This is a genomic window from Prauserella cavernicola, assembly GCF_016595675.1.
GTDB lineage: Bacteria > Actinomycetota > Actinomycetes > Mycobacteriales > Pseudonocardiaceae > Prauserella_A > Prauserella_A cavernicola.
Genome location: NZ_JAENJH010000007.1, coordinates 63,256 through 81,184, shown reverse-complemented (window position 1 = coordinate 81,184; position 17,929 = coordinate 63,256). Strand labels below are relative to the sequence as shown.

The 17,929-nt window shown below is 70.7% G+C and carries 17 protein-coding genes and 1 pseudogene; 7 read left to right on the top strand and 11 right to left on the bottom strand.

Annotated features, from left to right (window positions below; translation table 11 throughout):
* Positions 1-72 precede the first annotated feature (72 nt).
* Both JHE00_RS24725 and JHE00_RS24720 read left to right on the top strand, forming a co-directional pair.
* Positions 73-720: a TetR/AcrR family transcriptional regulator gene (locus JHE00_RS24725; protein WP_200322277.1), complete on the top strand. Its 648-nt coding sequence runs from the start codon at positions 73-75 to the stop codon at positions 718-720.
* Positions 717-1,649 carry an alpha/beta fold hydrolase gene (locus tag JHE00_RS24720; RefSeq protein ID WP_200322274.1) on the top strand — a complete coding sequence of 311 codons (933 nt, stop codon included), beginning with the start codon at positions 717-719 and terminating at the stop codon, positions 1,647-1,649. The genes JHE00_RS24725 and JHE00_RS24720 overlap by 4 nt, the downstream gene beginning before the upstream one ends.
* A 126-nt stretch (positions 1,650-1,775) precedes the next feature.
* Here JHE00_RS24720 and JHE00_RS24715 read toward each other — a convergent pair whose 3' ends face one another.
* Together JHE00_RS24715 and JHE00_RS24710 are read right to left on the bottom strand one after the other, a co-directional pair.
* Positions 1,776-2,711 (bottom strand): nucleoside hydrolase, encoded by a 936-nt coding sequence (locus tag JHE00_RS24715; protein WP_307832087.1) that lies wholly within the window; start codon positions 2,709-2,711, stop codon positions 1,776-1,778.
* Between the two features lie 20 nt (positions 2,712-2,731).
* Positions 2,732-3,148 carry a MarR family winged helix-turn-helix transcriptional regulator gene (locus JHE00_RS24710; protein WP_200322270.1) on the bottom strand — a complete coding sequence of 139 codons (417 nt, stop codon included), beginning with the start codon at positions 3,146-3,148 and terminating at the stop codon, positions 2,732-2,734.
* A 109-nt stretch (positions 3,149-3,257) separates the two neighbouring features.
* Here JHE00_RS24710 and JHE00_RS24705 point away from each other — a divergent pair, with 109 nt between their 5' ends.
* Positions 3,258-4,181, top strand: a complete 924-nt coding sequence (locus tag JHE00_RS24705) for an alpha/beta hydrolase (protein WP_200322268.1) — start codon at positions 3,258-3,260, stop codon at positions 4,179-4,181.
* Positions 4,182-4,199: 18 nt separating this feature from the next.
* On the opposite strand, the gene JHE00_RS24700 is transcribed toward JHE00_RS24705, so the two are convergent.
* Positions 4,200-4,847 (bottom strand): GntR family transcriptional regulator, encoded by a 648-nt coding sequence (locus tag JHE00_RS24700; RefSeq protein WP_200322266.1) that lies wholly within the window; start codon positions 4,845-4,847, stop codon positions 4,200-4,202.
* Between the two features lie 108 nt (positions 4,848-4,955).
* Between JHE00_RS24700 and JHE00_RS24695 the strand changes: the two genes are divergently transcribed.
* Entirely contained in the window at positions 4,956-6,302 is a 1,347-nt protein-coding gene (locus tag JHE00_RS24695; RefSeq protein ID WP_200322264.1) for an MFS transporter, read from the top strand.
* Entirely contained in the window at positions 6,299-7,516 is a 1,218-nt protein-coding gene (locus JHE00_RS24690; protein WP_200322262.1) for an alpha-hydroxy acid oxidase, read from the top strand. The genes JHE00_RS24695 and JHE00_RS24690 overlap by 4 nt, the downstream gene beginning before the upstream one ends.
* Positions 7,517-7,560: 44 nt before the next feature.
* On the opposite strand, the gene JHE00_RS24685 is transcribed toward JHE00_RS24690, so the two are convergent.
* Positions 7,561-8,760: a metallophosphoesterase family protein gene (locus JHE00_RS24685; RefSeq protein WP_200322260.1), complete on the bottom strand. Its 1,200-nt coding sequence runs from the start codon at positions 8,758-8,760 to the stop codon at positions 7,561-7,563.
* A gap of 37 nt (positions 8,761-8,797) precedes the next feature.
* Positions 8,798-9,043 (bottom strand): annotated as a pseudogene (locus JHE00_RS35260) (phosphodiester glycosidase family protein); the annotation flags it as partial.
* A 476-nt stretch (positions 9,044-9,519) separates the two neighbouring features.
* On the opposite strand from JHE00_RS35260, the gene JHE00_RS24675 reads away from it, so the two are divergent.
* Entirely contained in the window at positions 9,520-10,086 is a 567-nt protein-coding gene (locus tag JHE00_RS24675; RefSeq protein WP_200322257.1) for a DUF4232 domain-containing protein, read from the top strand.
* A 239-nt stretch (positions 10,087-10,325) separates the two neighbouring features.
* A complete protein-coding gene (gene vanY-N, locus JHE00_RS24670; RefSeq protein ID WP_200322249.1) occupies positions 10,326-10,934 on the top strand; it encodes a D,D-peptidase/D,D-carboxypeptidase VanY-N in 609 nt (202 codons plus the stop codon).
* 9 nt (positions 10,935-10,943) lie between these two features.
* Here vanY-N and JHE00_RS24665 read toward each other — a convergent pair whose 3' ends face one another.
* The 6 genes from JHE00_RS24665 to JHE00_RS24640 all read right to left on the bottom strand — a co-directional run bounded on the left by JHE00_RS24665 (position 10,944) and on the right by JHE00_RS24640 (position 17,788).
* Positions 10,944-12,179 (bottom strand): metal-dependent hydrolase family protein, encoded by a 1,236-nt coding sequence (locus JHE00_RS24665; protein ID WP_200322247.1) that lies wholly within the window; start codon positions 12,177-12,179, stop codon positions 10,944-10,946.
* A gap of 78 nt (positions 12,180-12,257) precedes the next feature.
* Positions 12,258-13,361, bottom strand: coding sequence for a Gfo/Idh/MocA family protein (locus JHE00_RS24660; protein ID WP_200322245.1), 1,104 nt, complete (start codon positions 13,359-13,361; stop codon positions 12,258-12,260).
* Entirely contained in the window at positions 13,358-14,566 is a 1,209-nt protein-coding gene (locus tag JHE00_RS35955) for a M20 family metallopeptidase (protein ID WP_200322243.1), read from the bottom strand. The genes JHE00_RS24660 and JHE00_RS35955 overlap by 4 nt, the downstream gene beginning before the upstream one ends.
* 315 nt (positions 14,567-14,881) lie before the next feature.
* The gene (locus JHE00_RS24650) at positions 14,882-15,547 is read right to left on the bottom strand and encodes a response regulator transcription factor (protein ID WP_200322241.1); all 666 of its coding nucleotides are present in this window, start codon (positions 15,545-15,547) and stop codon (positions 14,882-14,884) included.
* Entirely contained in the window at positions 15,517-16,650 is a 1,134-nt protein-coding gene (locus tag JHE00_RS24645; RefSeq protein ID WP_200322239.1) for a hypothetical protein, read from the bottom strand. Before JHE00_RS24645 ends, JHE00_RS24650 begins: the two co-directional genes overlap by 31 nt.
* Positions 16,643-17,788 carry a sensor histidine kinase gene (locus tag JHE00_RS24640; RefSeq protein WP_200322237.1) on the bottom strand — a complete coding sequence of 382 codons (1,146 nt, stop codon included), beginning with the start codon at positions 17,786-17,788 and terminating at the stop codon, positions 16,643-16,645. The genes JHE00_RS24645 and JHE00_RS24640 overlap by 8 nt, the downstream gene beginning before the upstream one ends.
* Positions 17,789-17,929: the final 141 nt, after the last annotated feature.

Sequence of the window (17,929 nt, the reverse complement as noted above, 5' to 3'; positions counted from 1 at the left end):
TGATGACTCTATCAGTTTTGATCGACCCGTCATTTCTGCTGATCGGCTCACCGGCGTTGTTAGGCTCGCCGCATGCCGACCTCCGCCCCGCCGGGAACCCGCAACGAGCGACGTCGTGCCGCCACCCGGCAGGCACTCGTGCACGCGGCCCGGCAGATCCTGGCCGAGGGCGGGGAGAACGGCGCGAGCATCCAGCACATCGCGCACCGGGCCGACGTGGGCTTCGGCTCCTTCTACAACCACTTCGAGTCCAAGAGCGAGCTCTTCGACGCCGCCGTGACCGACGCGCTCGAGGAGATAGGCCGCACCTTCGACGACGGACTCGGCGACGTCGAGGACCCGGCCGAGCTCGTGTCGGGCGGCTTCCGGCTCGCCGCGCGCATGTCGGACACGCACCCGGAGGTGATGCAGGTGCTGCGGCGCCGCGCGCTCGGCCTCGCGCACTCCGACCTCGGGCTGGCACCCCGCGCGCGACGGGACATCGAGCAGGGCATCGCCACGGGCCGCTTCGACGTCGCCGACCCGGTACTGGCGGTCTCGGTACTCGGCGGCTCGCTGCTGTCGCTGATCGAGCTGCGGTTCAGCCGCCCAGAGCTGGACGGCGACGCCACCGCGATCGGCATGGCCGAACTGGTGCTGCGGATGCTCGGCCTGCGGCCCGACGACGCCGCCGAGGTCGCGCGGCGCCCCGTGCCCCCGGTCGCGCGGACGCCCCGGTGACGACACCGCACAGTGGACGGTCATCGGCCGACGACACCGCGCGGGCTCCGCTGGGTGAGCACTACGACGTCTCGGGTGCGGCGATGCTGCTCCATCGTTGCGGAACCGGCGGGCCACCCGTGGTGTTCCTGGCGGGCGGCGGCATGTTCGGTCTCTACTACTGGAACGTGCACACCCTGGTCGCGGAGTTCACCACGAGCGTGGTCTACGACCGGCTGGGCACGGGCTGGAGCGACCCGGTGGATCTGCCGCGCAGCGGCACGCGGGTGACCGACGACCTGCGCGAACTTCTGCGCGCCGCGGCTGTGCCGGACCCGTACGTGCTGGTCGGGCACTCACTCGGCGGCCTGTACGCGCGGCTCTACGCCAAGCGGTTCCCCGGCGAGATCGCCGGTCTGGTCCTGCTCGACCCGACCCACGAGGACATCGTCGGCTACCTGCCGGAGGAGCGGGCACGGCTGCTGCGGGACACCGGTACCGACGAGCGGTTCTCGCCCGAGCAGCTGGACGCGATGCGGACCGCGTACCGGGCCACGTTCGGCCGGGCACTCGCCGACTGGCCCGCCGAGATCCGCGAACCGGTGCTGGACCAGGGATTCAGCCGCGAGACCTACCGGCGGTCGCTGCGGGAGCCGATGAACCTGCCCCGGCTGTTCGGCGAGGTCCGCGACGCGGGACCCGACCCCGACGTGCCGACGATCATCGTGTCCGCGATGGGTACCGACACCGTCGCCGAGGAACTGGTGCCGCCGGAGGCGCGGGCCTCGCTGGCCGAGTCCGCGCAGACCAAGCACCGGCTCTACACCGACCTGGCCGCGACACTCCCCCGGACCACAGTGCGCCGGGTGGACGACGCCGGGCACTCGGGCATCGCCTGGCGCCGGCCCGACGCCGTGGTGCGGGCGATCCGCGACATCCCGTCCCACTGACCCATTCTGTGACCACGACGAGACGCCTAACGCGCGAGTCCTGCACTCCAGCCCGCGAGTCCTGCGCTCCCAACCGCGAGTTCTGCACTCGGGACCGCGAGTGCCCCAATCCGTTCCCGACAGCCGTCACCGCACCGACTTCCCGGCCGCGCCACTCCCCCGTTCACGCCACCGCGCCGCCACCGGCCCCCGGAGCGCACGGCACAGCCGAATGCCGAGTCCGCTCAAGTCCGCGTCCCGCGCGATTGCGACCGGGAGCCGCGAGACGGGGTCGGCGGGCACGATCCGGCCGCGGTGCTCGCCCTCGAGCAGTACGCGCAGCCCGCGGTGCTCGTACGTGGCGAGGTGCGGGTCGAGCAGGATGGCGGCGGCCAGGGCGTCGTGGATCGCGAAAGCGGGCAGCCGACTCCGGTGGGCCAGCAGCGACCGCCCGACTCGGCCGCGCAGGCCCCCGGATGCCGCGAGGTGGTGGAGTCCCAGACGCACGGCGGTGCCCTCACGGGTGAGGTCGAGCGGGACCAGCGTCAGGTTCGCGAATCCGGCGCCGAGCACGATCTCGGCCGCATCCGGGTCGTGCCAGATGTTGCTCTCGGCCGTGGCAGTGGCGTTGCCGCTGATGCGGTGGGCGCCGCCCATCACGACGACCCGGTGCACCAGATGAGGAAGCCGAGGAGCTCGCTGGAGGGCCATGGCCAGGTTGGTCAACGGCCCGAGTGTCAGCACCGACAGCCGGCCTGAGTGGGTGCGCGCGGCGGCGAGCAACTGGCCCACCGCATCGACATCGGCCGGGACGCGGGCCGAGGAGGAGCCGATCAGCGCGCCCAGCGGGTCCCGGGGATGCGCCAGCCGCAGCGGCTGCACGAGCGGCCGAGCTGCCCCGCACGCGACCGGGGTGGAGTGCTCGCCGGCCAGGTCGAGCACGCGCGCCGCGCTGCGGGCCGCGCGCTCGGCCTCGACGTTGCCGTGGACCGAGCCCACCGCGACGAGCGCGGCTCGCGGATCAGCGGCCAGCAGGGCCAGCGCGAACGCGTCGTCCACACCGCCGTCCTGGTCGACGGCCACGGGACAGGGATCGGTCACCGCTAGCTCGGGTCGAGCAGCGCGTGCAGCAGTCGCCGTAGTTCGTCGCGGTCGCGTTGGTCGAGCCGGCCCATGATGATCGCGAACTCCGCGGCGAGCGCGTCGAGCGCGCGCTGGCGCACCTCTCGACCTCTGTCCGTGGTCGCCAGCCGATGACGGCGCAGATCCTGGTCGTCGATCTCCCTGCGCACGAGCCCCTTCGCGACCAGGCTCCTCAGATACATGGTCACGCTCGCCTTCGGGATCATCAGCTTCGCGGCGAGCGCTGCGGGGTACTGACAGGTGTCGACCTCGTCCAGGACGAAGAACTCCTTGGTCTCCAGGCCGAGCTCGTCGAACGTGTCCGCACAGGAGTTCATCACCACCGTCAGCAGGCGCTGGTTCAACTTCCAGAGCTGCGCCGCGTCGTCCGAGGACATCGCACACTCCTCCCCGCAGTGATACAGTCCCATGTTAGTTCGATACTGAACAAACACGAACTCTGAACAAGACTACGATCGTACAGCGTAGGCGAAAGGGGCTCGGCCCATGCCACTGCAGCACATCTCCATCCCGCGAGACCCGTTCGACCTCGCGGCCGACCTGTACCTGCCGGACGGGTTCGACCCCGGGCAGTCCCACGCCGCGGTCGTGCTCTCCACACCCGGCAGCAGTGTCAAGGAGCAGATCGGCGCGAACTACGCATCGCGGCTGGCGGACAACGGGTTCGTCGCACTCGTCTTCGATCCCGCCCACCAGGGTCGAAGCGGTGGCGAACCACGGGACGTGGAGGATCCCTATCGCCGCGGCGAGGACATCTCCTACGCCATCGACGCCCTGACCCTCCTTCCCGGTGTCACCCCGGAGCGCCTCGGAGTCCTCGGAATCTGCGCCGGTGGCGGATATGCCGTGCACACAGCCCGCACCGACCACCGCATCCGGGCGGTCGGCACCGTCGTCGGCGGCAACATGGGCTCGTCGTTCCGGAGTTTCGCTCCGCACGGCGCCGCCGCGGCACTGGACGACCTCGCGGCGGCACGCACGCGGGAAGTCCTGAATGGACGGCTCGGCCGCGTCAACTGGCTGCCCGACACCCTCGAGGACGCCGAGGCCATCGGACTCACCGACATCGACACCACACAGGCGATCACGTACTACCGCACCCCGCGTGGACACAGCGAGCACTCCACCAACCGTCGGCTCGCGCGCAGCGACTCCCTCCTGCTCGGCTACGACGCGTTCGCCCACATCGAGGAACTGCTCACGCAGCCGCTGGCCGTCGTCGTCGCCGGACGCCGGGGCAACACCGGCTCCTACGAGGCGGGAATGGAGCTGTGGAAGCGAGCGCCGAACCCGGTCGACCTCCACATCGTCGAGGGAGCGGGCCACTACGAGATGTACGACGTGCCCGAGTACATCGAGCAGGCCATGTCCCGGCTCGTTCCCTTCTACCGTGAGCACCTGACCACGTAGCGACAGCCGCGTGCGGTGCTAGTCCCACAGCCCGGAGCCGTGGGCGACCTGACGCATGACCGTGTCGTGGATCGTCCGTAGGTGGGCACGCATGGCCTCGCCCGCCCGGTTCGGGTCTCCGGCGGCGATGGCCTCGAAGACGGCCTCGTGTTCCTCGAGCTCCTGCTTCCTGGTCATGTGCAACTGGAGTCCCGGCAGGACGTGGTGCGCGCGGGCCGACTCGTCGAAGCAGCGCTGGAGTGTCTCGGCCAGGCGGCGATTGCGAGCCGCGCGCGCGATTCCCTGGTGGAACAGCCGCGCCTCGTACATTCCGGCCAGCGGATCGGCACCGGCCACCTCCGCCTGCCGGTCGAGGATGGCGCGCAGCTCGCTCGCCAGGGACGCGTCGGCGAACATCGCCGCCGCACCTGCCGCATGGGGCTCCAGCAGCATGCGCAGGTCGAGCACCTCGCTGACGTCCTGCGGGCCAAGGGTCCTGACCAGATAGCCCTTCTTGGGCACCACCGCGACCAGCCCCTCGGTCGCCAGCAGCCGTAGCGCCTCCCGCACCGGCGTCTTGGAGACACCGAACTGCTCGGCCAACTGCGGCTCGACGATGACCGACCCGGGAGCCAGCCCTCCCGTGAGCACCATCTCGCGCAACTGACGCACCAAGCGATCAGCCATCGACTCCTGGGCCATGCACACCTCCACGCGGATACTTCCATAGCGCCACACACCCATGATAGAAATATCTTTCAGAAATATCTCACCTCCCCCACTGGAGATTCGGGCATGGACAACGACGTCCCACCCCCTGCGTCGGCGAAGCTGAGCAAGGGCACTCGCAGAGCACTCATCGCGGCGATGACCGGCACCCTCATCGAGTGGTACGACTACGCCTTGTACGGCGCGGCGGCCGCCGTCGTGATCGGGCCGCTGTTCTTCGAAGGCACCGAGACCGCCGCCACCCTGGCCGCCTTCGCCACGTTCGCCGTCGGATTCCTCGCCCGGCCACTGGGCGGCATCCTGATCGGCCACATCGGAGACCGCGTCGGGCGCAAACCCGCACTGCTGCTGACGATCGTGCTGATGGGCGTCGCCACGGTCGGCATCGGACTGTTGCCCACACCCGCCACGCTCGGCGTACTGGCTCCGGTACTGCTCGTGGTGCTACGCCTGTTGCAGGGCATGGGCGCCGGAGCCGAGCTGGCCGGGGCCGTGACCCTCGTGGCCGAGTTCGCGCCGAGCCGCAGCCGCGGCTACCTGACCTCACTCGTGCTCGCCACCGTTCCCGCCGGCATCGTGCTGGCCACCGGCGCGTTCCTGGGTGTGTCGGCGTTGGACGACGCCGTACTGCTGGACTGGGCGTGGCGAGTGCCGTTCCTGGCCTCCGCCGTGCTCTTCGGGCTCGCCGTGTTCATCCGGCAGCGGCTGGAGGAGACCCCGGAGTACGTCGAGGCGCAGCGCCGCGCGGCCGATCAGCAGGACACCAAGCTCCCGCTCGTCGAACTGCTCCGCAGGCACCGGGCAGCGGTGGCGGTGGGCTTCTTCTCGATCACCGGCCACAACGCACTGAACTACATCATGGCCACCTTCTCGCTGGCGTACATGACGTCGTCGGCGGTGGGCATGGAGCGCAGTGAGGCGCTGGCCGCGGTCACCATCGGAACCGTCTTCGGCATCATCGGCACCCCGGTCGGCGGCTGGGCCGCGGACCGGTTCGGGGCGCGCAGAGTTCTGCTGTTCGGGTCGGCGGCCGGCGCGTTGTTCGCGTTCCCGCTCTTCTCGGCGCTGACGACCGGCGACACCGTCGTGGCGACGGTGGCGCTCGCCATCGGCTACGGCGTGGTCATCGCCTGCACCTCGGGTGCTCAGGGCGCGTTCCTGGCCGACCTGTTTCCCGCCGAACAACGATTCAGCGGTATCGCGCTGGTACGCGAGTTCAACGGCGTGCTCGTGGCCGGCACCACGCCGCTGGTGGCGACCGCGCTGATCGCCGCGTTCGACGGTGCGACCTGGCCGGCGGCGTCGTTCCTCACCCTGTGCTGCGTGAGCTCGGTGGCGGCACTTCTCGTGTGGTCCCGCCGCAGGCCCGCCGTCGCGCCCCTGACCACCGAAGCCACGACGACGGAACGATGATGCGACGCCGACCCCAGCTCTCCGAGCTCGCCGCGCTGATGCGCTTCGAGCGGTTCAACCCCGACCGTCGCGCCGCGCGGCTCGCCCGAGCGGCCGACGTCTGGGACCTGCGGACGATCGCCAAACGCCGCACGCCCAAGCCCGCGTTCGACTACGTGGACGGCGGCGCGGGCCGCGAGCGGACACTGGCGCGCAACCGGGCGGCGTTCGACGACGTCGAACTGCTCCCGCCCGTCCTCCACGGCACCGCCGAGGTGGACCTGTCGGTGACGATCGCCGGAGGGCACTCCGCCCTGCCCTTCGGCATCGGCCCGACGGGCTTCACTCGCTTCATGCACGCCGAGGGCGAGGAGGCGGGCGCCGTGGCGGCGCAACGGGCGGGGATTCCGTTCTCACTGTCCACGATGGGCACTCGGTCCATCGAGGACGTCGCCGCCGTGGCGCCGCAGGCCCGGCGGTGGTTCCAGCTGTATCTGTGGAAGGACCGCGCCCGGTCGCAGGAGCTGCTCGACCGGGCGTGGGCGAGCGGGTTCGACACCCTGCTGGTCACTGTCGACACCCCGGTCGCGGGCCAGCGCCTGCGCGACGTTCGCAACGGGATGACCATCCCGCCCCGGATCCGGCTGCGCACACTGGCCGACGCGTCGTACCGGCCCGAGTGGTGGTTCAACTTCCTCACCACCGATCCCTTGAGTTTCGCCTCGCTCTCGCCGTCGAGCACCGACCTGCCGACACTGATCAACTCGATGTTCGACCCGTCCCTGGACTTCTCGGACCTGGCGTGGATCCGCTCGGTGTGGCCGGGGCAGCTCTTCGTCAAGGGAGTGCTCACCGGCAAGGACGCCCGCAGGTCCGTCGACACGGGCGCCGACGGCGTGGTGGTCTCGAACCACGGTGGACGCCAGCTCGACCACGTGCCCGCGTCGCTCACGGCACTGCCCGAAGTGCGCCGTGAGCTCGGCCCTGACATCCCGATCGTGCTCGACTCGGGTGTCATGAGCGGGGCGGACGTCATCGCCGCCCTGTGCTGTGGCGCCGACTTCGTCCTGCTGGGACGGGCCTACCTGTACGGGCTGATGGCGGGCGGACGGCAGGGCGTGACCAGGGCTCTCGACCTGCTCACCAACGAGGTCCGCGTCGGTATGCAGCTCATGGGCGCGGCCAGGATCGGCGATCTGGACCGCTCGTTCGTGCGCGCACCCTGGCTGGCGTGATCCCGGCCCGCCGGACACGACGTCCGGCGGCCCGGAGTGTCCGATCAGGACGGCAACGGCCCCGGGTCGATGCTCTGGTCGTTCGCGGTCAGGTCGATGCCGTAGTCCTTGGCGAAGACCATGTAGGTGCTCTCCAGCACGTCCTCGGTGTTCTCGTCGAGGGTGTAGACCCGCGCGCCACGCAGCCGGTTGCGCTCGGCACCGGACAGCCCGTAGGTACCGAAGCCGGTGTTGCCCGCGTAGCCGAGCAGCACGCCGTAGTAGTCGCCGTGGTAGGTGTTGATGTGGTCGTGCCCGCAGAACACGCCCTTGACGTCGCCGCGGGTCTGGATCGCGTTGAACATGCCGCTGTTGAACGGCCCGGGGCACTCGGCCTCGTTGCGCTCACCGACGATGCCGTGCCGGGCCACGCCACGCGCGTGGTCGGCGTCGGTGCGGCCGTCGACGCTGCCGAACCACATGAAGCGGTACTCCCAGAGCGGGATGTGGATGAACATCAGGCCCGGCACCTTCCGGCCGGCCTGCCGCTCGATCTCCGTCGACCGCTGGTAGTACCAGGCGACCTGGTCCATCCGCAGCCAGTCCCAGGTCGGGTAGCCCTCGAAGTCCTGGCCGGCGAGGGTCTCCGGCGCGTAACGGCCGCTGTCCAGCAGCCAGAGGTTGAACTTCGGCTTGTTCCCGCGGGAGGCGCGGACGAACAGGTTCATGTTGCCGGTGCCGGTGACGCCGCGCGGGCCGCGCTCGTTCACGTTGTGGTCGTAGGACCGGTAGAACTCCAGCATCTCGGACTCGTCGAGACCGGCCGTCTCAGTGGAGTCCTCGTCGTGGTTGCCGTAGGTGATGGCCCACGGGATCTTCCGTTCCTCCATCGGCTGCACGACGTTGTTCATCGCCTGCCGCATCTCCAGCTCGGTGTCGCAGCCGCCGGTGATGTTGTCGCCGTTGAGGATCACCAGGTCGGGTCGCTCGTCGTCCAGCACGGCGTTCATCAGCTCGAGGGTGCGCCGGTCGATGCGCTCGTCGTCCTGCGTGTCGTTGAACTGCACGATCTTGTACGTGCCGTCCTTGCGAAAGCGCAGCTTCGCCGTTCGCGAGGCCGGCGCGGGCGCCGCCGACGCCGCGGGTGCGGTGCCGCCGAGCGCAACGGTGGCGGCGCCGAGTCCGCCCAGCGCCATGAACTGGCGCCTGCCGACGCCGGCCTCGGTCGATTCGGGTGCTGCGGAAAGGTCGGCCCGCTCGTCCATCGTCGTCCCTTGCAAGTCGGTTCGGGGGACGCCGAGGTTATCCGCGAAGTCCAACCACAAGGTGCGGCGTGGCTAGCTCCATGCGACCAAACCGTGAACTTCTGGACACGTCACGGCCGAGTCGGCCGGGCAGCACCTGGATCGTGTCGCCGACCGCCCGCTCCCCCGCGGCATCCGAGGGTGTGTTGACGAGAACTCCGGTGACGGCCCTGGTGGTCGAGCCGCCGTCGAGGTTGATCGCGTTCACGATCGAGCGCATGAAGCGGGCGGCCTCCTCGAGCGTGAAGCCCTCGCTGCCACCGGATCAGCGACCATCCACTGTGGTCAGAAGGAGCCTGCCCCTGGCGTCCGCTCCGGCCATCGTGCGGGGCTGGCGGCTGTTGGCCCACGCGTCACCGGAGGACAGGCCGGCGGGGTCGACAACGCCCGCTGTCGCCTCAGTCCGCGGAAGCAGCGGCGCGCTCACACCCGGGACGACGCCGCGTGGCCGTACCTCGATAAACACGTAAATCCGGGCAGCTAATTCGCCGCTAATAAAGCTCACCGTCGTCGCGAATTGCACAGGGTTCACCATTTCAGAATTTTGTGACTGAGTTCACTTCCGGTCAACTTCGCGCTCTCGACGTGCGTCTACCGGTCATGAGAAAGAGTCGAGGAGTCAGAATTCACTGACCGAAAGAACAGAGTGAGCGAACCGGAGAACGGGTAGTCGTCATTCAGAAATGACGAGCAATCACCCGATCAAGGGAGGAAAGTTCGATGTCCAAGTCCATTGCCAAGCGTGTGACCACCGGTGTCGTCGCCGCGAGCGGCGCCCTCGTCGTCGGGATCGTCGGAATGACCACCGCCTCGGCGTCGACGGCCGACTCGCCGGGAGCCACGGAGGGCGCCGAGGTTCCGCCGTGCGCCTCCGGGCAGCTGAAGGTCATCGCGGGTGAGCCGCAACCCACCGAGGGCGTGCAGGGACAATTCGACCGCACGCTCATCCTCAAGAACATCTCCGAGACCACCTGCGGCGTCGAAGGACTGCCCACTGTGGACCTCACCGGCCCCGAGCACGCGCCCTACGGCGACACGTTCCGCCTGCCGCAGGAACCTGGTCACGACAAGGACTTCGTCGCCCTCACACCCGGTGAGGGCAGCGAGGTGGCGACGCTGCGGACGCTGACCCCGAGCCTGCCCGAGGACGACTGGACGCCCGAGACCATCAGCGTCACGCCTCCGGGCCTCGACACCCCGGTGACCTTCGCGTGGCCCGAGGACTTGCCGGTCCTGCGCCAGGACGGCGCCACGCACCCGGGCTCCTACGTCCTGGGTCTGCCCTGATCACCACACCATGACAGCGTGAGAACGGGGCTCGCGGGTCACCGCGAGCCCCGTTTCTCTGTCCTCAGTGGACCATCAGGCGGTTGTCCCGAGGCGCGGGCTCGCGATCGGCCATCCGGCATCGGCCAGACGGCCGATGCGGACGCCTCCAGGCCCGTCCGGAGAGCCGATGTCCAGAACTCGCGGCCGGGACACCCTTGAGGGAACAACGCATCGTGCACCAGAGGGGATGAGGCAAGATGAGCGCCGGTGACACCCGTGGCGACAGGCCCGCGCCGACTCCGACCGTGGACGGCCCGCGCGCCGCCCGGGACCGGGTCTTCGCCGCCGTCACGAAGCTGCTCGCCGTGCTCCTGCTGCTGCCCGCTCTGGCCTGGCGGCCCCGTCGGGCTCGCGAGCTGGCCTGCGGCTGGGCGCTGGGCCTGCGGTTCCCCAGGGAGGACCTCGGCGGGCTGGCCGACGGTGCGCGCGCCGCGTTCACCGCCGCCCGCACCGAGGCGTTCTGGCAGCACGGCCAGCTCATCGGGCTCACGTCGGGACACCGCGACCCCGGGACCCAGCGGCACCTCTTCGACGAGGAGGTGCGCCGGTCCGGATCGGAGGCCGCGGCGAGGCTGCTGGTGCTGCCGCCCGAGCAATCGCGCCACGTCAAGGGAATCGCACTCGACGTCCGCCCGCGCGAGGGCGCCCGGTGGCTCGAGGAACACGGCGCAGGCCACAACCTCTACCGCACCTACGACAACGAATGGTGGCACTTCGAACACCGGCCCGAGACCGGTGGAGTACCACCCCGCCGCGCCGCGGACCCCGGCGCCGACGCACGCGCCCGCGTGGCCGTCCACGCCTGAGTGGCCGCGCTAGTGGGGGTCCCGGATGAGCGCGCCACCCCGCATGATCAGGCCCAAGTGCTCGCCCCGCGTCAGCCGGTGGAGGTCGTCGACGGGGTTGCCGCGAACCGCCAGCAGGTCGGCGTGCGCGCCCGGGGCGACGATTCCGAGCCTGCCCTCCTCGCCGAGCATCCGCGCCGCGACCGACGTGCAGGACCGGATGACGTCGATCGGCTTCTGCACCTCCGCGCGGGCGAGCAGTTCCTGGGGCTGGAGCTCCTGCAGCGGGAGCCCGCACAGGTCCGTTCCGTAGACGATGTCGACGCCGGCGCGGTAGGCGACCTCCAGGCCGCTCAGCCCGGCCTCGAGCGCAGTGGACACCTTCGCCATCGTCTCCGGGGCCGAGCCGATCTCCGTGCCCCGCTTGGCGACCGCCCGCAGGTTCGTCAGCGTCGGAACGAGAAACGCGCCGTGCTCAGGGAACAGTGCGGCGGTCTGCTCGTCGATGAAGTTGCCGTGCTCGATCGTCCGGACACCGTTGACGAGACCGCGCCGGACCGCCTCGGCGGTGTAGGCGTGCCCCGCGACATAGCGGTTGGCGGCGGTCGTCTCCTCGACGGCGGCTCGGATCTCGTCGAGCGCGAACTGCGTGGAGTCGACACGGTCGGTGGGCGAGGCCACTCCTCCCGACAGCATGAGCTTCACGTGGTGCGCGCCCTTGCGGATCTCGTCGCGGACCGCCCTGCGCATCTCGGGCACGCCATCACAGACGCGGCCCCAGTCCGGGCAGCAGTACGAGTCGTCCCGCACGTGCTCACCGGCCGCGCGCATGTCGCCGTGGCCGCCGGTCTGCGAGATCGCCTTGCCCCCGTAGTACAGCCGCGACCCGACGATCATCCCGTCGTCGAGCGCTCTGGCGAGCCCGTGGTCGGCACCACCGCAGTCGCGGACCGTCGTGAAACCCCGGCCGAGCATGGCCCTGAGCTGGTTGGCCGCGTAGATGGCGGTGTAGGACGGCGACAGTGTGCGCATCGACGCCAGGTCGTGGGTCGGCGCGGTGACGTGGACGTGTCCGTCGATCATGCCGGGCATGACCGTGAGGCCGCCCAGGTCGATGGTCTCGGCACCGGCGAAACCGACGTCGGCACCGCCGATCTCGCGGATCGTCCCGCCGACCACCAGGATCCGCTGCCCCGTCGCCACCTCACCGGTGAGCACGTCCAGCACGTCCGCGTCGCGCAGGAGCCACGATCGCCGATCGCCCATCACGCACCTCTTCCCTGTGATCACCACCGATACCGGCTACACCCTCTCATCCGGGCCGGAGGCCGGACGATCAGAGCGTCATCGCAGGCCAGTCACGAGGTCGGCGGGCCGCACGGCCTGCCCGGTGCTCGCGGAGGCGATCAGCGCCTCGCAGGCCGCCAGTGTGCGAGCGCCGTCCCAGCCGTCGATCTCGGGCTCGGCGTGCCCCGCGACAGAGTCCAGGAACTCCCGCAGGACCGACACTGTGCCGCTGCGCGTGACATCGGAGCGGTCGAACAACGGCCGGACCGGCTCCACGAGGCCCGATTCCGCGTAGCGGTGGCGCAGCACTTCATCGGTCGTGGTCGGCCGCCCCGCGCGATCGACGTGCCTGCCGTCCCAGACCTCCCACGCGGCACTGTCCACGGATCCGTTCTCCAGCACGATCCGGCGGTCACCTCCGGGCTGTTCGTGCTCGGAGGACCGCAGGTTCAGCTGCGCGACCGCTCCGGACGCGCAGCGCAGGGTGGCGACGAGCTCCTCGGCCCGTCTCGGGTCGCCGTCCGGGCCCGCGCAGCGCGCGACGCAGGACACCGACTCGATCTCGCCGAGCAGATAGCGGGTGAGGTCGATCTCGTGGGCGCCCATCTCGTGCGCGAGGTAGGACCCGGCGATGGCGGGGTCGCCGTACCAGTCGGCTCCGTTGAGCTGTCGCTCGAGGCGGGGAGAGCACACGATGTCCGTCGTCATGGAGATCGCGCCGCCCGCGTCGTCGAGCAGTCCGCGCAGCGCACGATTGGCCGGCAGCCGGCGATAGTTCTCGGCCACCGACAGCACACGCTGGTGCCGGTCGGCCGCCTCGGCCAGTGCGATGGCCTGAGCGGGTGTCAGCGCCAGTGGCTTCTCCACGAGCACGTGCTTGCCGGACCGCAGGGCGCTCAGGCAGACATCGTGGTGGGCCGAGGTCGGCAGGACGACGATCACCGCGTCCAGGCCGGGGTCGGCGAACAGCTCCTCGACATCCGCGCACACCCGGGGACGTTCGAATCCCGCCTCGGCGACCAGCGAGGCCACGTCCCCGGCCCGGACGGGGTCGCGGTCGCACACGTGGGTCAGCCGCGGGGCGAGGTCGCGGGCCGCGAGCAGGGCTCGCGCGTGGCGCACGCCCATGCTCCCGCAGCCGATCAGCGCGATCGTGCTCATGCGAAGTACCGCCGGACCGCCGAGCGCAGCACCCGCGACTGCCGGTGCACCGCCGAGACGCGCACGAAGTCGTCGCCGAGCAGATCGCCCTCCGCCGGGAGCCCGAACATCACCGTGGGGATCCCCAGCCGCACCGGTCCCCCAGCGTCGAAACTGCCGCCGTACACGGTCTCGGGCGGCGCCTGTCCCAGATGCTCCTCCCCCGCCTCGCGCAGCGCGTCGAGCACCGGAGGCCGTCCCTCGAGCAGCACCGGATCCATCACCACCCCTGGCTCCACGACCAGCTCGCAGTCCGGACCGTCGAGGGTGGCGGCGATGCGGCGGATCTGGTCGACCGCCGCGTCGACCGCCGTGCCGGGAAGCAGCCGCCGGTCCACGACGAGCGTCGCCGACGCGGGCAGGGTGTGCGGAGCGACCGGGTCGAACGTCTGCTGGTAGACCACGGCCTGCTCGCCGCCGAGCCGGTGGTGCACGTTCGTCCGCAGTTCGAGGTCGAGCGCCCGCAGGCGCGTGACGAACTCGGCCGCGGTGTCGATCACCCGGCCGTCGCGGGGAGCGCGCGAGGAATGCACGGCCCGGCCCCGGATGTGGACGGTGACATCCACGCGCCCGCGGTTGCCGACCGAGCTCTGGAAACCGGTGGGGAACAGCTGCAGGACGTTGTCCGGGAGCTCGGGCAACGCCTCGAGCGCCGCCGTGCTGCACGCGTGGCTGCTGCGACCCTCGTTGTTGATCATGAGCCACAGGGTGCCGCGAATCCGCGGCCGGTGTTCCAGGATCCAGCGGGCGAGGTCGAGCAGCGCGACCTGGGGAGCCTTGTTCTGCGACACGCCCTGCCCGAAGACGCACGGTTCGTCCACGCCGTGCGCGTGCGGAGTCCGCACGTCACCCGACCACGGATCGGCCATCAGGTTGTTGTGCTGGGTCGGCGTGTACGCCATGACGGCCAAGCCGGGCCCGTCACCGTCGCCGAAGCGCACGGCGAACTGGTTCATCGGCAGCTCGACCAGACCGGTCACGCCGAGCTCGGCGAACTCACGACGTGGCCCACGGCGCAGGTACTCGGTGATGATCGGGTCGTCGGGGCCGATGAGCGTGTCCGGTCCGAGTGGCACCGCGGACGGGATGCGGCACAACCTGCGGAGCGCGGCCAGCCGATACCGTTCGTCGTCGAGCTCAGAGGTGTCGGGGGTTTCGGAGATCACTGCGGCCCATCGGTGAGTTCGGAGCCGACGGACGTACCGGGACGCGTGCGCCGGCTGGCCGCCTGGTCGGCGCCGCTGTCAGGGTATCCGCGGTACCGGCGTGCCCACGTCGACGGCACGCGCGCCGCAACGGACCCTGCACCCCCAGCGCAGGGTCCGACGACAGCGCGATCACCGGAAATCGACAGGAAGACGACCGCCGCATCCGGGTCCGCAGCCAGGCGAGCCGACGGTATCCGCCCTCGCGGCGCGGCGGTGTGGGTCGAACAACCGATTGACATGAATGCCGATGCCGTGTAAGCGCCGGTCGCCTCGTCAGAGGTCGTCGACGCCGATGAGGCCGTCCTGGATGGCCCTGGCGACGAGGGCGGCCTTGGTCGACGCCTCCCTGCCGGTCTGGGCGTACTTGATCCGGATGCGCTCGAGGTGGGAGTTGACCGTGCTCGCGGCGATTCCGAGCCGGTGGGCGACGAACTCCTTCGACTCCGACTGGAACCACTCGACGAGCACCTCGGTCTCGCGGGAGGACAACGTCGGCCGCCGCTCGGAGCGGTCCCCCGCGAGGGCACCCGCCAGCGACGGCGGCGTGTAGGGCTTGTCCCAGGCCGCAGCGTGCACGGCCTCGACGAGGTGACTCGCGCTCTCGGCCTTCGTCAGGTACGACAGCGCCCCGAGGTCAAGGCACTGCAACGCGATACCGTCGTCGGCCCGCATGGAATAGACCACAACTCGCCTGCCCGCTTCCACGAGCCTGCGCAGGTCGCCGAGCGCCGGCACCGGGCCGCCCAGATTCAGGTCGAGGACGACCACGTCGGCCTCGGCACCCTCGCCCAGCCAGGCCACGCGCACGTCCTCTCCCTCGGCGACCATCGTGACCGGCGGAACTCCCGCGGAGAGCCAGTAGGCGACGCCCGCGCGCACGGCCGGATGGTCGTCGACCACCACGGCGGTCAGGTCAGCCGGATCGGTTCTGGGCGCCATCTGGCCTCCATGCGAGTGTGCTGACCGTGTGAATACCAGGCCACGACGGTTCCGTGAGAGCCCGACGTGGCGGAGTCGATTGTCCCGGAGTCGGCGACGACGGCGACCCGAACGTCGTCGGCGGCGCGCAGCAGCGTGACCTTGGCCCGCGACCGTGCCAGCGACAGGGCGGTGATCACCGGACCGGTCAGCTCGCGGCGAATCGCCGTCGGCACCGGTACCGTCTCGCCGCTGACGCCGAGTGACACGTCCAGGCCCCGGCGCTCGGCGACGTCGACGCACGCCGACAGTTCGTGCACCAGCGGGTCGGGCACGTCGTCGTTCTCGGCGAACAGTCTGCGCAACTGGGTGGCGGCGAGCGTGACGCGCTGCAGGGTGCCGGGCGCGCGCAGATCCAGTGTTCCGTCGGCCATGCCCGCGAGCAGCGGCAACGTGGCACCGAGCTGCCCCGCGAACCGCTGCCGGTGATCGAGCCTGCGCTGTTCGGCGAGAGCCTGACCGGTCCTGAGCCGGTCGCGTTCGGCGGCCAGCTCGCCGACCCGCTCGGCCCTGCGGTGCAACACCCAGACGACCACGACGACGGCGAACTGGAACGCGATGATGCTGACCAGGAAGATCATCCCGGACCCGACCGCGCCCCGATCCGGCGGTCCGGGCACGACGAACAGCCCGAGACTGATCACGACGTGCAGGCACAGGGCCGCGATGAGCACGGCCACGCGTTCGGCGAGCAACAGGAACAGGTGCCAGCCGACCAGTCCGAACGACCAGTCCACCTCGCTGAAGTGCAGATCGGGCGGCACCGTCCAGGTGGCGGCTGCCGCGGCGAGCAGCGACACCGCGGTTCCCGGCAACGCCACCGCGGCGGGCAGTGGCCTGCCACGCAGCACCCAGGGCGCGCACGCCGCACCCACCAGCGCCAGCACCACGAACGCGGCGTCGGCGACCCACGCGGGGTCGTAGACGTCGTGGTTGGCCAGCAACGGCACCCCGCACAGCACCGTCTGCACGAGCGTCACGATGGCCAGCAGGATGATCCGCAGCACCGGGAACACCTGGTCGGCGAACAGGTACGAGCGCGTGCCGCTCGTCGGCTCAGTCATCGGACCACGCCAAACGCACGGTGGTCCCCGAGCCCGGCGACGAGCTGACGACCGCGCTGCCCCCCGCGGCCCGCATCCGCTCGACCAGCGAGCCGCGCACGCCGTGCCGGTCCGCGGGCACCGCCGCGGGGTCGAACCCGCGGCCGGTGTCGGTCACCGTCACCGCCACACCACCGCCCTCGGCCGCGACGTGCACGTCCACCTCCGCCACGCCCGCGTGCCGTTCGACGTTGAGCAGCGCTTCCCGCAACGCGCGCACCAGCGCGAGGGCGACCGGCACCGGGACCATCGGCGACTGGTCCCACCGGTCGTTCACGTCGAGCGGACTGTGCTCCAGAACCGGCCGCAACGAGGGCTCGAGGGCGACGAGCCCGTCGTAGGCCTGCGAGTCGTCGGAGAAGCCGGTCAGGACGTCGAGGTCCCGTCGCGCGTACCTCGCGACTTCGTCGGGATCGGAGTCGGCGCCCCGCGAGGCGACCATCAGGAACGTCGCCGACGCGGTGTCGTGCAGCAGCGCCAGGTACTCCCGCTCCTCGCGACGCCGCGCCAGTGCGACGGACTCCGCGCGCTCCGACTCCACCTGGCGCTCGCGCGCGCTGTCGACCTCCCGCGCCGACCGGAGCAGCAGCATCAGTGCCAGTCGCGCGAGCACGCTCTCGATCAGCACTCTGAGCACCGTCATGAGCGTGTCGTCGGCCCCGGACGAGGGCAGAGACACCGCCAGCACGGCCGCCAGCGCGGGCACGGTCACCCGGGGCGGCCACTGCCACTGCATGGTGATCGCGGTGATCGTCAGCGTGTTGAACGCCCACTGGTTCACACCTCCGGGCACGGGTGCGGTCGCGTCCTGCGCCAGGCAGATCGCCGCCGCCCGCACCACCGTCAGCACCAGGGCCGCGCGCGTGCCCCGATCCGTCCAACCGGCGACGACGTCCGCCGCCCCGCACACGACGGCGAGCCCCAGCAACGCGAACGCGAGCGGGACCTGCGCCGCCGGAGCCGCCAGAGTCCCGAAAACACTGACCAGCACGAGCAGGACCCCGCGGACGGGTCCTGCGAACCGGCGCACCACGAGCAGGAAGTCCGACTCGGCGTGACCGGGTTCCGCCCACCGGCGACGGAGCGGAGCAGTCGCCATCCCCGTCACCCGTCCTTTCGACAGGGACAGGCATCCGACGCTGCCCCCGCAACCGCCGACACTGTGGTCGAAAAGAGAAGACGCCGGCCTTGCCGACGCGAGGCCGGCGGACGTCCCAGCGGCAGTTCTCGCTGGAGGTTA